Below are 16866 nucleotides of genomic sequence, written 5' to 3' on the forward strand. Positions count from 1 at the left end.
CCATGACGATCGGCCGTCCCGCAGAAGAGCGCGACGTAGCGCTCAACCACGACGCGAACCCCAACGATGCCACTCTGGCGTCATTTGGTTATACGCAAGAACTCAAGCGAACGTTGCGCTTCTTCTCGCTGTTCGCGATCTCCTTCTCCATCGTCTCCATCTCCACCGGCATCTTCCTGAACTACGGGTTTGCGATCAACCAATTTGGCGGAGCATCCATTTGGACGTGGCCCATCGCCGCGGCCGGTCAAATCGTGATGGCGCTGCTGATCGCAGAGTTGAGCACCAAGATCCCGCTTGCGGGCTACGCATATCAGTGGGGCGCACGCCTGGTCGGCTCGACTTACGGCTGGTACACGGGCTTCTTCGGTCTGCTGTACATGAGCATCACCGGTGGCGCCATCATCCTGCTGGGCGCCACCCCTCTGCTGTTCGAGGCGCTCGGCATTAGTCCACCCGACGGCGTTCTCCTTGGCGTCGCCGTCGCAATCCTCCTCTTCACCGTGCTCATCAACATCGTCGGCGTGCAGTTGGCGGCGAGGGTCAACAACACCGCCGTCATCGCCGAGATCATCGGGACGGTGCTACTCGCCGTCACCGTGATCGTCGCCTTCGGCCTGTATTCGGGCGGCGACGGGGGTTCGACTGCAAACCTGACCGACAGCACCGGAACCGCGGGCTCGGGCATCGGGCACTTCGTCCTGGCTGGCCTGCTCGGCATCTATACGATGGTCGGATTCGAACTCTCCGCCGATCTCACGGAGGAGGCTGTCGATTCACAGAAGGCCGTCCCCCGTGGCGTGCTCATGGGCGTCATTGGTTCGGCCGTGCTCGGCATGTTGGCGTTGATCTGCTTCACGGTGGCCATGCCCGATCTTGCGGCGGCGCAAGCGTCTAGCGCACCGATCGTGACGATCGCGGAGTTCTACCTACCGACCTCCGTCGTGAAGGTGTTCATCGTCGTGGTGGCGTTCTCGATGATCGCCCTTGTCATCGCGAATCAGGCGGCCCAGGCAAGACTCATGTACTCGATGGGCCGCGACAACATGTTGCCGCTATCCCGCCACTTCCGAATGGTCAACGCACGCACCAAGACTCCGATGCGGGCACTCATCGTCGGTGGCGTCGTCAGTGTCTGTTTCATGATCTACGGCTTCCTGCAGACGGACTCGTTCACCACTCTCGTTGGTGCCACCTCGATCGCTCCTTACCTCGTCTACCTTCTGATCGTTGGGTCCTACATGCGACGACGACCAGCGCTGGCGGCGGCTCCCGGCGCATTCAATCTGGGGCGGTGGGGCGTCCCCTTGATGGTGGTCGGGCTGATATGGATCATCGCTGCGCTGTTGATCTTGACCATTCCCGACGACTTCCATGGCGCAGTCAAGGTAGTGGCTGGTGCCACCGTTCTGGCCGTCCTGTGGCACGTGCTGGTGTTACGGGGCCGGATCAAGCGGGGCGAGGCTGGGGTGGCGAAGTTCGACGTTCCGATACGGCGGAACTGAACTCCCCTCCGCTGAAGGGATTCTCGATTGCCTCGACAATCCGAACCTCACGCTGCCGAACTTCCTGCGCAACCCGGTTGAAGGCCAGCGCGAGCGGTGAGACCCGGTCCCTACGCCAGGCGATCGCAACGACCGAACCCGGAACGTCGACGATCGGTATGTAGCGAACTCCCGAGTGCGGGATGTACCGCATTATCGCGGCTGGATTGACCGTGCAGGCCAGCCCCGCGGCAATGAGCTCGATTTCCTCGGTGTTGCTCGTGGTCGGGGTAAGGAGCGGCTCGGTCATCCCCGTGCGGAATTCCTGAAGACTCCAAAAGCGTCGATATTCCTCGTCGGTGGACCGACCTACAGCCAGCGGAACGTCGAGAATGTCCGCCACCGCGACCGTGTCCCGGTCGGCAAGAGTGTGTCTCACCGACACCGTCAGCACCCGCGGCTCGACGAACAAGGCGTGGGAGACGATGCCGGGTTCGGCTAGAGGTGGGCGGATGATTGCTACGTCCGCCCAATGCTCAGACAGACCGGCACTCTGATCGGGCAGCCCGAATTCGCGCATCTCGATCTCGACATTGGGAAACTGTCGGGAGAACTCGTCGACGATGTAAGGCGTGAGCTCGAGGGCTGCGCCCAGTCCGAAGCCGATCCGCAGATGCCCAACTGCCCCGGCGTCATGGCGCCGCGCGGCCTCTATTCCAAAGTCCAGGCTGGTTAGCGCTGATCGGACGGCCTCGAGGAAGGCCTCGCCCGCCGGCGTGAGTTCGACGGACCGCGTCGTCCGATAGAACAGCTGCGCGCCGAGCTCTTCCTCCAGATCACGAATCTGACGTGACAGCGACTGCTGCGTCATGAAGAGACGGGCTGCAGCTCTGGTGAAGTGCCGCTCGTCGGCGAGGACCGCGAAGTAGCGCAACTTCCGCACGGTCAGGTCCATGCACGCACGATAACGTGGCAGGCCAGCATCGACACCTGATCGGGTCGCAGTGACGGGGCCTACCCTGGACGGTGATGAACGGTCACACCGCCCCCGATCTGGTCACGCTGCTCGCAGGTCGGCGCCTCGCAGTCCTGACGGGCGCGGGCCTGTCCACCGACTCCGGCATTCCCGACTACCGCGGCCCGGACTCCCCGCCGAGCAATCCCATGACGATTCGCCAGTTCACCTCCGACCCGGCCTTTCGGCAGCGCTACTGGGCGCGCAACCACGTCGGCTGGCGGCACATGGACGACACCCTGCCCAACGCCGGGCACCGCGCGCTGGCGGCGATGGAGCGCGCCGGCGTGGTCACCGGCGTCGTCACCCAGAACGTCGACCTGTTGCACACCAAGGCCGGTAGCGAGAACGTCGTCGACCTGCACGGCACCTACGCCCAGGTGGTGTGCCTCGATTGCGGATTCACGATGACGCGGGCCCGGCTGGCCGACGAACTGGAGGCGCTCAACCCCGGTTTCGCCGAACGCGCTGCGGCCGTCGGCGGCATCGCGGTGGCCCCCGATGCCGACGCGATGGTCGAGGAGACGTCGTCCTTCCGCTACGTCGACTGTCCCCGCTGCGGCGGAATGCTCAAGCCCGACATCGTCTACTTCGGCGAGAGCGTCCCCAAGGACCGGGTAGCTCGGGCATATTCGATGGTCGACGCCGCCGACGCGCTGCTCGTCGCGGGCTCGTCGCTGACGGTGTTCTCGGGGTTGCGCTTCGTCCGGCACGCCGCGGCGGCCGGCAAGCCGGTCGCGATCATCAACCGCGGGATCACCCGTGGCGACGAGTTCGCGACGGTCAAGCTCGACGCGGGCTGCTCGGAGCTGCTGGTCCTCTTGGTCGACGAGCTGGCGCCAATTCCGGCTCCCTAGAAGGTGACCGGCAGCGACCGCACGCCGTGGACGAAGTTGCCTGCCACGTAGGACGGTTCGCCCGCGGCGATCGTGGGCAGCTGGGTCAGCAGCTCGCCGAACAGAGCCCGCAACTGCGCCCGGGCCACGTGCGCTCCCAGACAGAAGTGTCGGCCTCCGCCGCCAAAGCCGAGGTGCGGGTTGGGTTTACGGGAGAGGTCGAATCGCTCGGGCGCCTCGAAGGCCGCGTCGTCGAAGTTGCCCGACGCGTAGAACATGACGACCTTCTCTCCCGCGGCGACGTCTTGGCCGCCAAGCCGGACGTCGACGGCGGCCGTGCGGCGAAACGTCATCACCGGCGTCGCCCATCGCACGAACTCCTCGACCGCCCCGCCGATTCGGTCGTCGAAGTCGGCCATCAGCCAGGACCGCTGATCGTCGAAGTCGGTCAGCGCCTTCACGGCGTGGCTCGCGGTCTGTCGGGTGGTGTCGTTGCCGGCGACGCTGAGCAGGACGAAGAACGCGGCGATCTCGGCGTCGGTCAGCTTGTCACCGTCGACCTCGGCGTGGACGAGGGCACTGATCAGGTCGTCGCCCGGATTCTGGCGGCGGTCGGCGGCTAGGGCGCCCGCCACCTGGTGCAGGTACATCTGACTTCCGACGAGGATCTCCAACGGATTTCGCCCGTTGAGGTAGTGCGGATCGCCCCACGACACCATGGCGTCGGCGGCGTCGGCGACTTGGGCGCGCTCGGATTCGGGGATGCCCACCATGTCCGAGAGGGTCCGGATCGGCAGCTCCTTGGCGCAGAGGTCGACGAAGTCCGAACCGCTGCCCGCATCGCGCAGTTCGGCGACGATGGCGGCAGCGTTGGCCTTGATCGAGTCCTCGATGCGTCGCACCTGCCGCGGCGTGAAGGCGGCGTGCACGACCTTGCGAATCTTGGTGTGCCGCGGCGCATCCATGGCCAGGAACGATTGCGAGGCCTCGAGCAACTCCTCGGGGACGTTCTCGAACAGCACGCCCTTGCCGGACAGAAACGTCTCGCTGTCCTTGCTGACGGCGACGATGTCGGCGTGCCGGGTCACCGCCCAGTAGCCGCGGTCCTGCGGGTCATGCATCAGGGCATCCTCGACCGGCGGGTGCCAGCTGACGGGCCGCTCGGTGCGCAGAGTGGCGAAGGACCTCTCGCGGTCGGCCGCGGTGGTGGACCAGAACGCCCGCGAGGACAGGTCGATCGGGTCATACGGACGGACCGGGGTGGGTGTGAGCGGCGACACAGTCATGATCGTGACGATAAGTCTAGACAGTGTGTCTAGTCAAGATGTGTGAGCGCGGTCTACGCTGATCGGATGCCGTCAGTGACCCGAAGGCCGCAGGCCAAGCGGCAGGAGCGGCGTGGACAGATCGAACGCCTGCTGCTCGACGCCACCGAGCGTCTGATGGCAGACGGCGCCAGCTTCACCGAGCTCAGCGTCGACCGGCTGGCCACCGAGGCCGGCATCTCGCGCGCCAGCTTCTACGTCTACTTCGAGGACAAGGGCCACCTGCTGCGCCGGCTGGCGGGGCAGGTGTTCGACGACCTCGCCGACGCCGCCGAGCGCTGGTGGAGCGTGGCGGGGCGTCGAGACTCCACCGACGTGCTCGCCGCGATGACGGCGCTGGTGGAAACCTACCGGCGCCACCAACCGTTGCTGGTCGCGCTCAACGAGATGGCCGGTTACGACGCCGCGGTCGGCGCCACGTACCGGGACATCCTGGCCGCGATCGCGACGCGCCTGGCGGCCGTGATCACCGAGGGACAGCGCGACGGCTCGATCCGTCCCGAGCTGGCGGCTCCGACGGCCGCCACCAGCCTGACCTGGATGGTGGAGCGCGTCTGTCAGCAGAGCCTTCCCGGCGCGCCGGAGTCGGGCGACCGCGAGCTGGCCACCACCCTCACCCAAATCGTCTGGGGTGCGCTATATCTCGAGGCGCCCTAGACCGCGACGAGGTCGTCGGCGTGCACCGCGGGGCGTCGCATCTCGGCGGGCAGGTCGGAGGTCGACCTGCCGACCATCGTGGCCAACTCCGTGGCGTCGTAGGCGACGACTCCGCGCGCGACGACGGTGCCGTCCAGCGCGCGAAGTTCGACGACGTCGCCACCGTGGAACCGGCCGGAGACCTCGGTGATGCCCGCCGGCAACAGGGAGCGACGCTGGCCGACCACGGCGCGGACCGCGCCGTCGTCGAGCATCAGCGCACCCGTCGACTCCGCGGCGTAACGCACCCAGAAGCGCCGCGACGTCATGCGTTCGGAACGCGGGGCGAACACCGTCCCCACCGACGCGTCGGTCAGCGCAGCGGTGGCGTCGGCGGCCGCGGCCAACAGCACCGGCACCCCGGCATCGGCGGCCAGGAGCGCCGAGGACAGCTTCGAGGCCATGCCGCCGGTGCCCAACCGACTCCCACCGCCGGCAATGACGCCGTCGAGGTCGTCGGCGCCGACGACCTCGGAGATGAACCGCGCGTTACCCTTTCGCGGGTCGGCGTCGTACAACCCGTCGATGTCCGAGAGCAAGACCAACGCGTCGGCGCCGACGAGATGGGCCACCAGCGCGGAGAGCCGGTCGTTGTCGCCGAACCGGATCTCGTTGGTCGCGACCGTGTCGTTCTCGTTGACGATGGCCACCGCGTGCAACGCGCGCAGCCGGTCCAGCGTGCGCTGGGCGTTGGTGTGCTGCACCCGCATCGCGATGTCGTGGGCGGTCAGGAGGACCTGGCCGACGGTGCGGTCGTACCGGTCGAACGCCGCCGTCCAGGCGTTCACCAGCGCGACCTGACCAACGCTCGCGGCGGCCTGCTTGGTGGCGAGGTCGGTGGGCCGTCGCGTCAGGCGAAGGGGTTCGATGCCTGCCGCGATCGCACCCGAGGACACGATCACGACGTCGGAGCCCGCCGTCATCCGCGCCTCGATGGCGTCGACCAGCGAGGCCACCCTGGTCGCGTCGAACATGCCCTTGGCATTGGTCAACGCCGTGGTGCCGATCTTGACGACGACGCTGCGGGCCGTGCGGACGGCCTCGCGGTGAGGACTGGTCACGACTGCTCTTCGCGACTTTCCCGTCGCTGCTTGCGGGCGAGCTTGCGCTCGTCGGCGCGGACCCGGTCGTCCTGCTCGAGCCGGAGGTCGGTGCCGCGGCCCGACATGGTGACGTCGACGCCGGCGGGTGTCTGCGGCTCCCAGTCGAAGGTCATGTCGCCGATGGTCACGGCGCATCCGGGGGTCGCGCCCTGCTTGAGCAGTTCGTCCTCGACGCCGAGGCGGGCGAGCCGGTCGCCCAGGTAGCCGACGGCCTCGTCGTTGGTGAAGTCGGTCTGCGCGATCCACCGCTCGGGCCGGGTGCCGCGCACCACGAACCCACCCTCGCCGTCGGGAGTGACGGTGAAACCGCTCTCGTTGACCGGGATGGGTCGGATGACGGGGCGCTTGGGCGCCACGACGGGCTGTGCGTCACGGTAGGTCTTGACCATGTCCCACAACGCGAACGTCAACGGGCGCAATCCATCTCGCGTCAGCGTGGACACCTCGAAGACCGGCCAGCCGTACTTCTGCGAGACCTCCTCGCGGACGAAGTCGGCAAGCTCCCGCGCGTCGGGCACGTCGATCTTGTTGAGTACCACCGCGCGTGGTCGCTCGGCGAGGTCGCCGAGGGTCGTGTCACCCTGCAGGGTCGGGGTGTACGCCGCGAGTTCGGCTTCCAGCGCGTCGATGTCGGAGATCGGGTCGCGGCCGGGTTCCATCGTCGCGCAGTCCACCACGTGCACCAGCACGGCGCATCGCTCGATGTGGCGCAGGAAGTCCAGCCCGAGACCCCGGCCGTCGGACGCGCCGGGGATGAGGCCGGGGACGTCGGCGACGGTGAAGGTGTTGTCCCCCGCCGACACGACCCCGAGGTTGGGCACCAGGGTGGTGAAGGGATAGTCGGCGATCTTCGGCTTGGCCGCGGAGATCACCGACACCAGCGACGACTTGCCAGCCGACGGGAAACCGACGAGGCCGACGTCGGCCACCGTCTTGAGTTCGAGTACGAGATCGCGGGCTTGGCCCTTCTCGCCGAGCAGCGCAAACCCAGGTGCCCGGCGGGCCCGTGACGACAAGGCCGCGTTGCCGAGTCCGCCGCGACCGCCGGCGGCCGCCTCGAAGCGGGTGCCCTCGCCGGTCAGGTCGGCGAGCAGCTTGCCGTCCTCGTCCACGACGACGGTGCCGTCGGGGACGTGGAGTTCCAGATCCTCACCGTTGGCGCCGTCGCGGTTGTTGCCCATGCCCTGCTTGCCGGACGGGGCGTCGACGTGCGGGTGGAAGTGGAAGTCCAGCAGCGTGTGCACCTGCGGGTCGACGACGAACACGATGCTGCCGCCGTTGCCACCGTTGCCGCCGTCGGGACCGCCGAGGGGCTTGAACTTCTCGCGGTGTACCGAGGCGCAGCCTCTACCGCCGTTGCCAGCTCGCGCGTGGATGACCACGCGGTCGACGAAACGGGGCATGGGAGGTCCTTTCCATGACGAAATCTACGTTTTGCGGAGCTTGCGCGAGAGCCGAGCTGCAAAACGTCGATCTCGACTTGGTTCTAGGCCTCCGGAGCCGCCCCGGCGGTGGCGTCCGCGCGGACGGTGCGGATGATGTTGACGGTCTTGCGACCGCGCTTCTCACCGAACTGCACGGCGCCGGGGGCGGTGGCGAACAGGGTGTCGTCGCCGCCACGGCCGACGTTGAGGCCGGGGTGGAAGTGAGTGCCGCGCTGACGCACGATGATCTCGCCCGCCTTGACGACCTGGCCACCAAAACGCTTGACGCCGAGGCGCTGTGAATTGGAGTCGCGACCGTTGCGGGAGCTGGAGGCGCCCTTCTTGTGTGCCATGAGTTCGCTCCTCTACCTATGCGATTCCGGTGACCTTGACGACCGTCAGCTTCTGACGGTGGCCCTGGCGCTTGTGGTAACCGGTCTTGTTCTTGAACTTGTGGATGCGGATCTTGGGACCCTTGGTGTGCTCGAGCACCTCGGCGGTGACGGCGACCTTCTCCAGGTCCTTCGCGGCCGTGGTGACCTTCGCACCGTCGACGACGAGCGCTACGGGCAGCGAGACGGAGTCGCCGGCCTCGAGCTCCAGCTTCTCGACCTTGACTATGTCACCGACCGCGACCTTGTACTGCTTGCCGCCGGTCTTGACGATTGCATACGTCGGATTCTTGGCTGCCATCGTGCTCGTGCGTCCTCTACTTCGCTTGCGGGCGCGCGCCACCCGAGGGCTGCGTGCGCGGGTCTGGGGTGCGGGGGTCTGAGCCCCGCGTGTCACCGGCTCGGTCGCTACCTAGCCTGCAGACAACTGTGCAAGGGTACGTGACCAGCGGGTAAGGGGTCAAACCGCGACCCCCTCCGGTACCGGTCGGCCCTCATGAAACCGGTGGACCTGCGGGGCGGGCGGCGGCACGGCGGCGCCGGGGCCGTCCGGTCACCGCGACGACGGGCTCGTCGTCGGAGTCCTCGTCGTCAGAGTCCGCGTCGTCTGAGTCCTCGTCGTCGGAGTCGGATTCCAGATCGTCATCGTCATCATCGTCGTTGTCATCGTCGTCGTCATCGTCGTCATCGTCGTCGTCGTCCGAACCGACGTCGATGACCTCGATGTCGTCGTCGTCCTCGTCGTCGTCGTCCGAGTCGTCCTCGTCGTCCGAGTCGTCGTCATCCTCGTCGTCGAGATCGTCTTCGGAGTCCTCCTCGGACTCGTCGGCCAGCACTTCCTCGACGGGCTCGGTCGACGCCAGGTCCTCAGACCCCTCGACCACGGTGTCCTCGGCGTCCTCGGCGTCGATGCCGTCGCCCTCGACGTCCTCGTCGCCGTCTTCACGGCCGGTGGCCGCCGCCATGGCTCGGAACATCGGATGCTCGCCCGCGGCGTGCGCGGGCACCTTGGCGACCTGGACGTCTTCCTCGGTCCGGCCGCCCTTCTTGCCGCGCTTGCTCCGTCGGCCGGTGCCCGGCTCGTTGCGCCGGCCGGCGGCCGACCCGGAGTCCACGGGATCGCCGTGCAGCATGATGCCGCGACCGGCGCAGTGCGAACAGGTCGTCGAGAACGCCTCGATGAGCCCGGTGCCCAGCTTCTTGCGAGTCAGCTGCACCAGGCCGAGGGAGGTCACCTCGGACACCTGGTGCCTGGTCCGGTCCCGGGCCAGCGCCTCGGTCAACCGGCGCAGCACCAGATCGCGGTTGGACTCCAACACCATGTCGATGAAGTCGATGACGATGATGCCGCCGATGTCGCGCAACCGGAGTTGGCGGACGGTTTCCTCCGCAGCCTCCAGGTTGTTGCGAGTGACGGTCTGCTCGAGGTTGCCGCCCGAGCCGGTGAACTTGCCCGTGTTGACGTCGACCACGGTCATGGCCTCGGTGCGGTCGATGACCAGCGTGCCACCGGACGGGAGCCACACCTTGCGGTCCATCGCCTTGGTCAGCTGCTCGTCGATGCGGTGCACGGCGAACACGTCGGGACCGCCGGAAGCGGCGGGCTCGTACTTGGTCATCCGGGTCAGCAGCTCCGGCGCCACCGACGTCACGTAGTCACTGATGGTGGTCCACGCCTCGTCACCGGAGACGATGAGGCCGCTGAAGTCCTCGTTGAACAGGTCACGAATGACCTTGACCAGCACGTCGGGCTCTTCGTACAGCGCAACCGCGGCGCCGGCGGCCTTGCCGGTGACCTCGGTGGCCTTGGCCTCGACCTGCGACCACCGCTCCTGCAGACGGTTGACGTCGGTGCGGATGTCGTCTTCCTTCACGCCCTCGGACGCGGTGCGGATGATCACGCCCGCATCGGCGGGGACGACCTCGCGGAGGATCTCCTTGAGCCGCTGACGCTCGGTGTCGGGCAGTTTGCGGCTGATGCCGGTCGACGAGGCGCCGGGCACGTACACCAGGTAGCGGCCGGCCAGCGAGATCTGAGTGGTCAGCCGGGCACCCTTGTGCCCGACCGGGTCCTTGCTGACCTGCACGACGACGTAGTCGCCCGGCTTGAGGGCCTGCTCGATCTTGCGCTGCGCGCCACCGAGGCCGGCTGCCTCCCAGTTGACCTCACCGGCGTAGAGCACGCCGTTGCGGCCACGGCCGATGTCGACGAAGGCCGCCTCCATCGAGGGCAGCACGTTCTGCACGATGCCCAGATAGATGTTGCCGACGAGGGACACCTGCGCGGCGGAGGTGACGAAGTGCTCGACGACGACGCCGTCCTCCATCACCGCGATCTGGGTATAGCGGGCACCTTCGTGCGGCGGCTCGCTGCGCACCTTGTCGCGGACGACCATGACGCGCTCGACGGCCTCGCGGCGGGCGAGGAATTCGGCTTCGCTCAGGATGGGGGGACGGCGGCGACCCGCGTCGCGCCCGTCGCGGCGACGCTGACGCTTGGCCTCCAGGCGCGTCGAGCCGGCGATGCCCTGGATCTCCCCGTCACCGGAGGACTTGTTCGAGGCCTTCGCGGGCCGAGGCTGACGCTCGTGGACGACGGTGTTGGGCGGGTCGTCGGCCGAGGTGGCCTCGTCCCCGTCTCCCCCGCCGGTCTTGCGACGGCGCCGCCGCCGGCGGCGGCGGTTTGCTCCGTCGGCGCCGGTGCCGTCGTCGTCGCCACCCTCGTCGTCGGATCCGTCATCGTCGGACCCGTCGTCGTCGGAGTCCTCCGACGAGTCGCTCTGGTCGTCTGCGCCGTCCGGGCCGTCTCCGTCACCGGGGCCGTCGGCGTCGTCGCTCTGTTCACCGCGTCCACGGCCACGACCGCGACGGCCGCGACGGCGTCGCTTGTTGGCGGGGCGGTCACCCTGGTCGTCGTCGGAGTCCTCCGACGAATCGTCCAGCGAATCGTCGTCCTCGTCCTCGTCGTCGTCCTCGTCGAGGTCGTCGTCGGGCACGACGACGGCGCGGGGCGGCACGTAGGCGACGGGCTGGGGTGCCACGAACAGCGGCATGTACGCCGCGGGGGTGGTGTTGGGAGGCAACGGCTCGGGCACTGGCGGCGGCTCGGGCTCCACCTCGAGGGCCTGCGCCGGAGGTGTCGCGCCGGGGGACACCGGCTCGACGAAGACGTCGGCGGGATCGAGGCTCAGCTGAGCCGGCGCATCCACGTCGCGCTGAGTGTCTCCGGGTAGCTCGAATGGGGCGGCAAAATCACGGTCAGCCACGTACTCTCCTCAAGCCCCCGGGCGCGTCGTGCTGACGCGGCCACGCGAGGGCTTTCGCTATGGACCCGTGGAACTCTTCCCGGGCTTGTCATGGTCTCGCTCCGAGCGGTTCGTGAGAACCCCCGGTGCCTGGTGCGAATGATGGCTGGACTCCGCGCCGCACTGAAGAACACGTCCTAGGTGGTCGCGCTCGCCCAAGTCTTCATCCGGGATTCCAGCTCCGTTATGAAGCAGGTCACCCTCGGCCAGTATCCCACACCGCAGCGCCGGTTCCGACGAGGTGCCAATCTAGGCCCGGCCGACAGCTAACGACCGGGGAACCACAACTCGATCTCGCGGGCCGCCGACTCGGGCGAATCCGACCCGTGGACGAGGTTGTCCTGGGTGACCAACGCCAGGTCACCGCGGATCGTGCCGGGGACGGCCTTCTCCACCGGATCGGTGCCGCCGGCGATCTGACGGAAGGCGGCAATGGCCCGCGGGCCCTCGACGATCACGGCCACGACGGGACCGGAAGTGATGAATTCCAGCAGCGACGGGAAGAACGGCTTGCCCTCGTGCTCGGCGTAGTGCGCCCGCGCCAAGTCCTCGCCGACGTTCTTGAGTTCCAGAGCCGCGATCGACAGACCCTTGCGCTCGATTCGGCCGAGAATCTCCCCGACCAGGAGGCGCTTCACGCCGTCGGGCTTCACCAGTACCAGCGTCCGCTCAGTCACGGCGTGAGAGCCTACCCGTCACTCCCCCGTCGCTGCGCTCCTGCCCTCCGAATCAGCAGGCGGGCCCTGCTGACCTGGCAGCAGGCCTCGGTCCTGGCGACGCTTGACCTCGGCGCGCAGGTAGGCGATCAGCAACCACACCGCGGCGAAGACCACCCCGATGAAGCAGATCGCGGGATGGATGACGACACCGGCGATCAGCACCACCTGCACGGCGAGGTTGGCGCGCAGCGCCCATGGCCTGCCCTGGACGCCAGCCAGCAAGATCAGGATGCCGCTGATGCCGAGGATGAAGCCACCGCTGACCCACGTCAGCCCGCCGAGGGAGTTCGACACCACCGGTAGTGCGAGGAGGACGACGATGACCTCCAGGATCAGCGTGCCCGCCATGACGCCACGGAAGCTCTTCCACGGATCCGGTCCGACGGGTGGCTGCTCGACGGTCTCACTCACGAGGGATCCCGTCCGAAGAGGGTGCGGGCGGCGCCAGCGGTGACGACCGAACCGGTGATGACGATGCCGCTGCCGGAGAACCCGTCGGGAAAGGCGTCATCTGCCCCACTGTCCTCCGCCATCGCAATCGCCGTCTCGATGGCGTCGGGCAACGTCGGCGCCGTGATCACGCGGTCGGGGCCGAAGTGTTCCTCGGCGCGCATCGCGAGACCGTCGACGTCGAAGGCACGCGGTGATCCGTTGTGCGTGACCACGATCTGGTCGAAGGCGGGTTCGAGGGCCGCCAGGATGCCGTCGACGTCCTTGTCACCCATCACCGAGACGATGCCGACCAGATGCCGGAACTCGAACTCCTCGGCGAGCGCCTGCGCCAGGGCAGCCGCACCGGCCGGGTTGTGAGCCGCATCGACGAATACCGTTGGTGCACTGCGCATCCGCTCCAGCCGGCCGGGACTGGCCGCGTTCGCGAAGCCCTCCCGCACGGCGTCGACGTCGAGCTGACGGTCCGCTCCCGCGCCGAAGAACGCCTCGACGGCGGCCAGCGCGAGAAGGGCGTTGTGCGCCTGATGCTCGCCGTGCAACGGCAGGAATACCTCGGGGTACACCCCGCCGAGCCCCTGGAGTTCGAGCAACTGCCCGCCGATGGCGACCTGCCGGCGCAGCACCGCGAACTCCGACCCCTCGCGGGCGACCGCGGCATCAGCCCGAATGGCTTCGGCGAGAAGGACTTCCATGGCCTCGGGGGTCTGCTGCCCGATGATCGCCACGGTGCTGAGGTCGACGTCGGGGGCGACCGGATCCGGCGCCCGCTTGACGATGATGCCGGCCTTCTCGCCGGCGATCTCGGCGATGGTGTCCCCGAGGTAGTCGGTGTGATCCAGGCCGATCGGCGTGATGACGGCGACCGGTGCGTCGACGACGTTGGTGGCGTCCCAGCGGCCGCCCAGGCCGACCTCGATGACCGCGACGTCGACCGGCGCGTCGGCGAAGGCCGCGAACGCCATCGCCGTGACCACTTCGAACTTGCTCATCCGGGGGCCACCGGCCGCCTCGGACTGCTGGTCGACGAGTTCGACGAACGGTTCCAGTTCGCGGTAGGTGTCCACGTAGAGGGCCGGGGTGATCGGCTTGCCGTCGATGGCGATGCGCTCCACGGCCGACTGCAGGTGCGGGCTGGTGGTGCGCCCGGTCCGGCGGTGCAGGGCGGTCAGCAGCGAGTCGACGATCCGGGCGACCGACGTCTTGCCGTTGGTGCCGGCGACGTGGATGGTCGGATAGGCCCGCTGCGGGGAGCCCAGCAGCTCCATCAACGCCGAGATGCGCGCCGTGCTCGGCTCGATCTTGGTCTCGGGCCAGCGCTGGTCGAGCAGGTGCTCCACCTGAAGCAGCGCCGCGATCTCGTCGGGCGTGGGATCCGGCGTGGGCTCGGTCGTCGGCTCGGTCACGACAACCCGGCGAGTCGGGCCGTGATGCGCTCGACTTCCTCGCTGGCGACCTGCTGCCGGGTACGGATCTTCTCCACGACGGCGTCGGGGGCCTTGGAGAGGAACTCCTCATTGCCGAGCTTGGCGGCGGTCTGCGCCAGATCCTTCTGCGCGACGGCGAGATCCTTCTCGAGCCGCTTGCGTTCGGCGGCGACGTCGACGGTGCCGGAGGTGTCCAGTTCGACCTGCACCATGCCGGTGGACAACCGGACCTCGACGGCCGCCGAGGGGGTGAACCCGTCGGCGGGTTCGGTCAGCCAGGCCAGCGAGGTGACGGCCGCGATCTGAGTCGACAGGTCGGCCTCGGCGACGCCGACCAGGCGCGCGGGCACCCGTTGCCGGTCGTTGAGACCCTGATCGCTGCGGAATCGGCGAACCTCGGTGACGAGCTTCTGCATGTCGGCGACCCGGCGCCCGGCGACGTCGTCGCGGGCGAAACCCGAAGGTTGCGGCCACTGCGCGATCACCAGCGACTCGTCACCGGTGAGCGTCTTCCACAACGTCTCGGTCACGAACGGCATGACCGGGTGCAGCAGCTTGAGCAGGCTGTCCAGCACGGCCGCCAGCACCGCGTTGGTCGGCCCGTCGGGCCGGTCGGCCAACTGAACCTTCGCCAGTTCGAGGTACCAGTCGCAGAATTCGTCCCAGGCGAAGTGATACAGCGACTCGCAGGCTCGGCTGAACTCGTAGCGCTCGAACGCCGAATCGACTTCCGCGCGAACCTCTTCCAGCCTGCCGAGGATCCAGCGGTCGGCGTCGGTCAACGCCTCGGGGGCGGGCAACGGGCTCAGCGCGGCACCGTTCATCAGCGCGAACTTGGTGGCGTTGAACAACTTCGTCGCGAAGTTTCGCGAGGCGCGGGCGTAGTCCTCGCCGATCGACATGTCGCCGCCCGGGTTGGCACCGCGGGCCAGGGTGAACCGCAGCGCGTCGGCGCCGTAGGTGTCGACCCAGTCCAGCGGGTCGATGCCATTGCCCTTGGACTTGCTCATCTTGCGGCCGAACTCGTCGCGAATCAGACCGTGCAGGAAGACGTTCTCGAAGGGCACCTGCGAGCCGCGGGCGCCGCCGGCGGTGATCGCGTCGTCGTCGCCGACGAAGGTGCCGAACATCATCATCCTGGCGACCCAGAAGAAGATGATGTCGTAACCGGTGACGAGAACGGTCGTCGGATAGAACTTCTCGAGCTCCGGCGTGCGGTCGGGCCAGCCCATCGTGGAGAACGGCCAAAGGGCCGAGGAGAACCACGTGTCCAACACGTCGGAGTCCTGCACCCACCCCGGCGGCGGCGTCTCGTCCGGTCCGACGCACACCTTCTCGCCGTTGGGTCCGTGCCAGACCGGGATTCGGTGGCCCCACCACAGCTGGCGTGAGATGCACCAGTCGTGCATGTCGTCGACCCAGGCGAACCAGCGCGGCTCCAGGCTGGCGGGGTGAATCACCGTGTCGCCGTTGCGGACTGCGTCACCCGCAGCCTTGGCCAGCGACTCGACGCGCACCCACCACTGCAGGCTCAGTCGGGGTTCGATGGGTTCGCCGCTGCGCTCGGAGTGCCCGACACTGTGCAGGTACGGTCGCTTCTCCTCGACGATCCGGCCCTCGGCGGCGAGTGCCTCCCGCACCGCGACACGGGCCTCGAAGCGGTCCATCCCGTCGAACCGGGTTCCGGTTCCGGCGATGCGGCCCTTCGTGTCCATGATCGACGGCATCGGCAGGTCGTGCCGGACGCCGATCTCGAAGTCGTTGGGATCGTGTGCGGGCGTGACCTTGACTGCGCCCGTGCCGAATTCGGGATCGACGTGGGCGTCGGCGACCACGACCACCCGGGTGTCGAGGAACGGGTGGGGCAGGGTCTGACCGACCAGCGCCCGGTAGCGGTCGTCATCGGGGTGCACGGCGATCGCGGTGTCGCCGAGCATCGTCTCGATGCGCGTGGTGGCCACCACGAGGTGTGGCTCCGAGTCGTCCATCGACCCGTAGCGGAAGGAGACCAGCTCGCCCTCGACGTCGGAGTACTTCACCTCGAGGTCCGAGATGGCCGTCTCCAGCACCGGCGACCAGTTGACCAGCCGCTCGGCCTGGTAGATCAGATTGGCGTCGTAGAGGCGCTTGAAGATGGTGCGCACAGCGCGGGACAGCCCGTCGTCCATGGTGAAGCGATCACGGCTCCAGTCGACGCCGTCACCGATGCGCCGCATCTGAGCGCCGATGGTGCCGCCGGACTCGCGCTTCCAGTCCCACACCTTCTCGACGAACGACTCGCGGCCGAAGTCCTCCTTGGTCTTGCCGTCGACGGCGAGCTGCTTCTCCACCACGCTCTGGGTGGCGATGCCGGCGTGGTCCATGCCGGGCAACCACAGCACCTCGTAGCCCTGCATCCGCTTGCGCCGGGTCAGGGCGTCCATCAGCGTGTGGTCCAACGCGTGGCCCATGTGCAGGCTGCCGGTCACGTTGGGCGGCGGCAGCACGATCGAGTACGGCGGCTTGTCGCTCGACGGGTCGGCGGTGAAGTAGCCCGCGTCGACCCAGCCCTGGTACAACTCGGTCTCCACCGCAGCCGGATCCCACGACTTCGGAAGGGACTGCACCCCTGGGCTGTCTGCGGATTGCGGGCTGACGGTCACCTCGACAGTGTAGGAACTCCCCGCGAGCAGTCTCGAAAGGCCCTCGAT

The 16866-nt window shown here is 68.0% G+C and carries 14 protein-coding genes; 3 read left to right on the plus strand and 11 right to left on the minus strand.

What is annotated here, in order from left to right:
• Positions 1–2 precede the first annotated feature (2 nt).
• On the plus strand, positions 3–1505 hold the full coding sequence (locus ABZ195_RS11015; RefSeq protein ID WP_355217514.1) for an amino acid permease: 1503 nt from the start codon (positions 3–5) through the stop codon (positions 1503–1505).
• Here ABZ195_RS11015 and ABZ195_RS11020 read toward each other — a convergent pair.
• Complete coding sequence (locus tag ABZ195_RS11020; protein WP_355217516.1) at positions 1450–2439, minus strand: LysR substrate-binding domain-containing protein; 990 nt, start codon at positions 2437–2439, stop codon at positions 1450–1452. The two genes, ABZ195_RS11015 and ABZ195_RS11020, sit on opposite strands and share 56 nt — an antisense overlap.
• Before the next feature lie 74 nt (positions 2440–2513).
• On the opposite strand from ABZ195_RS11020, the gene ABZ195_RS11025 reads away from it, so the two are divergent.
• Positions 2514–3356: an NAD-dependent protein deacetylase gene (locus ABZ195_RS11025; protein ID WP_355217518.1), complete on the plus strand. Its 843-nt coding sequence runs from the start codon at positions 2514–2516 to the stop codon at positions 3354–3356.
• Here the strand turns inward: ABZ195_RS11025 and ABZ195_RS11030 are convergent.
• Positions 3353–4621, minus strand: a complete 1269-nt coding sequence (locus ABZ195_RS11030) for a cytochrome P450 (RefSeq protein ID WP_355217520.1) — start codon at positions 4619–4621, stop codon at positions 3353–3355. The genes ABZ195_RS11025 and ABZ195_RS11030 overlap by 4 nt on opposite strands.
• 66 nt (positions 4622–4687) lie before the next feature.
• Here ABZ195_RS11030 and ABZ195_RS11035 point away from each other — a divergent pair, with 66 nt between their 5' ends.
• Complete coding sequence (locus tag ABZ195_RS11035) at positions 4688–5317, plus strand: TetR/AcrR family transcriptional regulator (RefSeq protein WP_355217522.1); 630 nt, start codon at positions 4688–4690, stop codon at positions 5315–5317.
• Here the strand turns inward: ABZ195_RS11035 and proB are convergent.
• The 9 genes from proB to ABZ195_RS11080 form a co-directional block, all read right to left on the minus strand.
• Entirely contained in the window at positions 5314–6417 is a 1104-nt protein-coding gene (gene proB / locus ABZ195_RS11040; protein ID WP_355217524.1) for a glutamate 5-kinase, read from the minus strand. The two genes, ABZ195_RS11035 and proB, sit on opposite strands and share 4 nt — an antisense overlap.
• The gene (obgE, locus tag ABZ195_RS11045; protein ID WP_355217526.1) at positions 6414–7862 is read right to left on the minus strand and encodes a GTPase ObgE; all 1449 of its coding nucleotides are present in this window, start codon (positions 7860–7862) and stop codon (positions 6414–6416) included. The genes proB and obgE overlap by 4 nt, the downstream gene beginning before the upstream one ends.
• Before the next feature lie 83 nt (positions 7863–7945).
• Positions 7946–8236 (minus strand): 50S ribosomal protein L27, encoded by a 291-nt coding sequence (gene rpmA, locus ABZ195_RS11050; protein ID WP_355217528.1) that lies wholly within the window; start codon positions 8234–8236, stop codon positions 7946–7948.
• 16 nt (positions 8237–8252) lie between these two features.
• Positions 8253–8576, minus strand: a complete 324-nt coding sequence (rplU, locus tag ABZ195_RS11055) for a 50S ribosomal protein L21 (RefSeq protein WP_355217530.1) — start codon at positions 8574–8576, stop codon at positions 8253–8255.
• Between the two features lie 193 nt (positions 8577–8769).
• Positions 8770–11541 carry an Rne/Rng family ribonuclease gene (locus tag ABZ195_RS11060; protein ID WP_355217532.1) on the minus strand — a complete coding sequence of 924 codons (2772 nt, stop codon included), beginning with the start codon at positions 11539–11541 and terminating at the stop codon, positions 8770–8772.
• A gap of 305 nt (positions 11542–11846) precedes the next feature.
• Complete coding sequence (ndk, locus tag ABZ195_RS11065; RefSeq protein ID WP_355217534.1) at positions 11847–12257, minus strand: nucleoside-diphosphate kinase; 411 nt, start codon at positions 12255–12257, stop codon at positions 11847–11849.
• An 18-nt stretch (positions 12258–12275) separates the two neighbouring features.
• Complete coding sequence (locus tag ABZ195_RS11070; RefSeq protein ID WP_355217877.1) at positions 12276–12647, minus strand: DUF4233 domain-containing protein; 372 nt, start codon at positions 12645–12647, stop codon at positions 12276–12278.
• A gap of 59 nt (positions 12648–12706) precedes the next feature.
• Positions 12707–14155, minus strand: coding sequence for a folylpolyglutamate synthase/dihydrofolate synthase family protein (locus ABZ195_RS11075; RefSeq protein WP_355217536.1), 1449 nt, complete (start codon positions 14153–14155; stop codon positions 12707–12709).
• Positions 14152–16818: a valine--tRNA ligase gene (locus ABZ195_RS11080; RefSeq protein ID WP_355217538.1), complete on the minus strand. Its 2667-nt coding sequence runs from the start codon at positions 16816–16818 to the stop codon at positions 14152–14154. The genes ABZ195_RS11075 and ABZ195_RS11080 overlap by 4 nt, the downstream gene beginning before the upstream one ends.
• Between the last annotated feature and the right edge of the window lie 48 nt (positions 16819–16866).

The sequence above is a fragment of the Mycobacterium sp. NPDC006124 genome (assembly GCF_040614235.1).
Taxonomy (GTDB): Bacteria; Actinomycetota; Actinomycetes; order Mycobacteriales; family Mycobacteriaceae; genus Mycobacterium.

Excerpts from the sequence above, each read along its gene's own strand:
- ABZ195_RS11015 (WP_355217514.1), top strand. The coding sequence starts at position 3 with ATGACGATCGGCCGTCCCGCAGAAGAGCGCGACGTAGCGCTCAACCAC.
- ABZ195_RS11020 (WP_355217516.1), bottom strand. The coding sequence starts at position 2,439 with ATGGACCTGACCGTGCGGAAGTTGCGCTACTTCGCGGTCCTCGCCGAC.
- ABZ195_RS11025 (WP_355217518.1), top strand. The coding sequence starts at position 2,514 with ATGAACGGTCACACCGCCCCCGATCTGGTCACGCTGCTCGCAGGTCGG.
- ABZ195_RS11030 (WP_355217520.1), bottom strand. The coding sequence starts at position 4,621 with ATGACTGTGTCGCCGCTCACACCCACCCCGGTCCGTCCGTATGACCCG.
- ABZ195_RS11035 (WP_355217522.1), top strand. The coding sequence starts at position 4,688 with ATGCCGTCAGTGACCCGAAGGCCGCAGGCCAAGCGGCAGGAGCGGCGT.
- obgE (WP_355217526.1), bottom strand. The coding sequence starts at position 7,862 with ATGCCCCGTTTCGTCGACCGCGTGGTCATCCACGCGCGAGCTGGCAAC.
- rpmA (WP_355217528.1), bottom strand. The coding sequence starts at position 8,236 with ATGGCACACAAGAAGGGCGCCTCCAGCTCCCGCAACGGTCGCGACTCC.
- rplU (WP_355217530.1), bottom strand. The coding sequence starts at position 8,576 with ATGGCAGCCAAGAATCCGACGTATGCAATCGTCAAGACCGGCGGCAAG.
- ABZ195_RS11070 (WP_355217877.1), bottom strand. The coding sequence starts at position 12,647 with ATGGCGGGCACGCTGATCCTGGAGGTCATCGTCGTCCTCCTCGCACTA.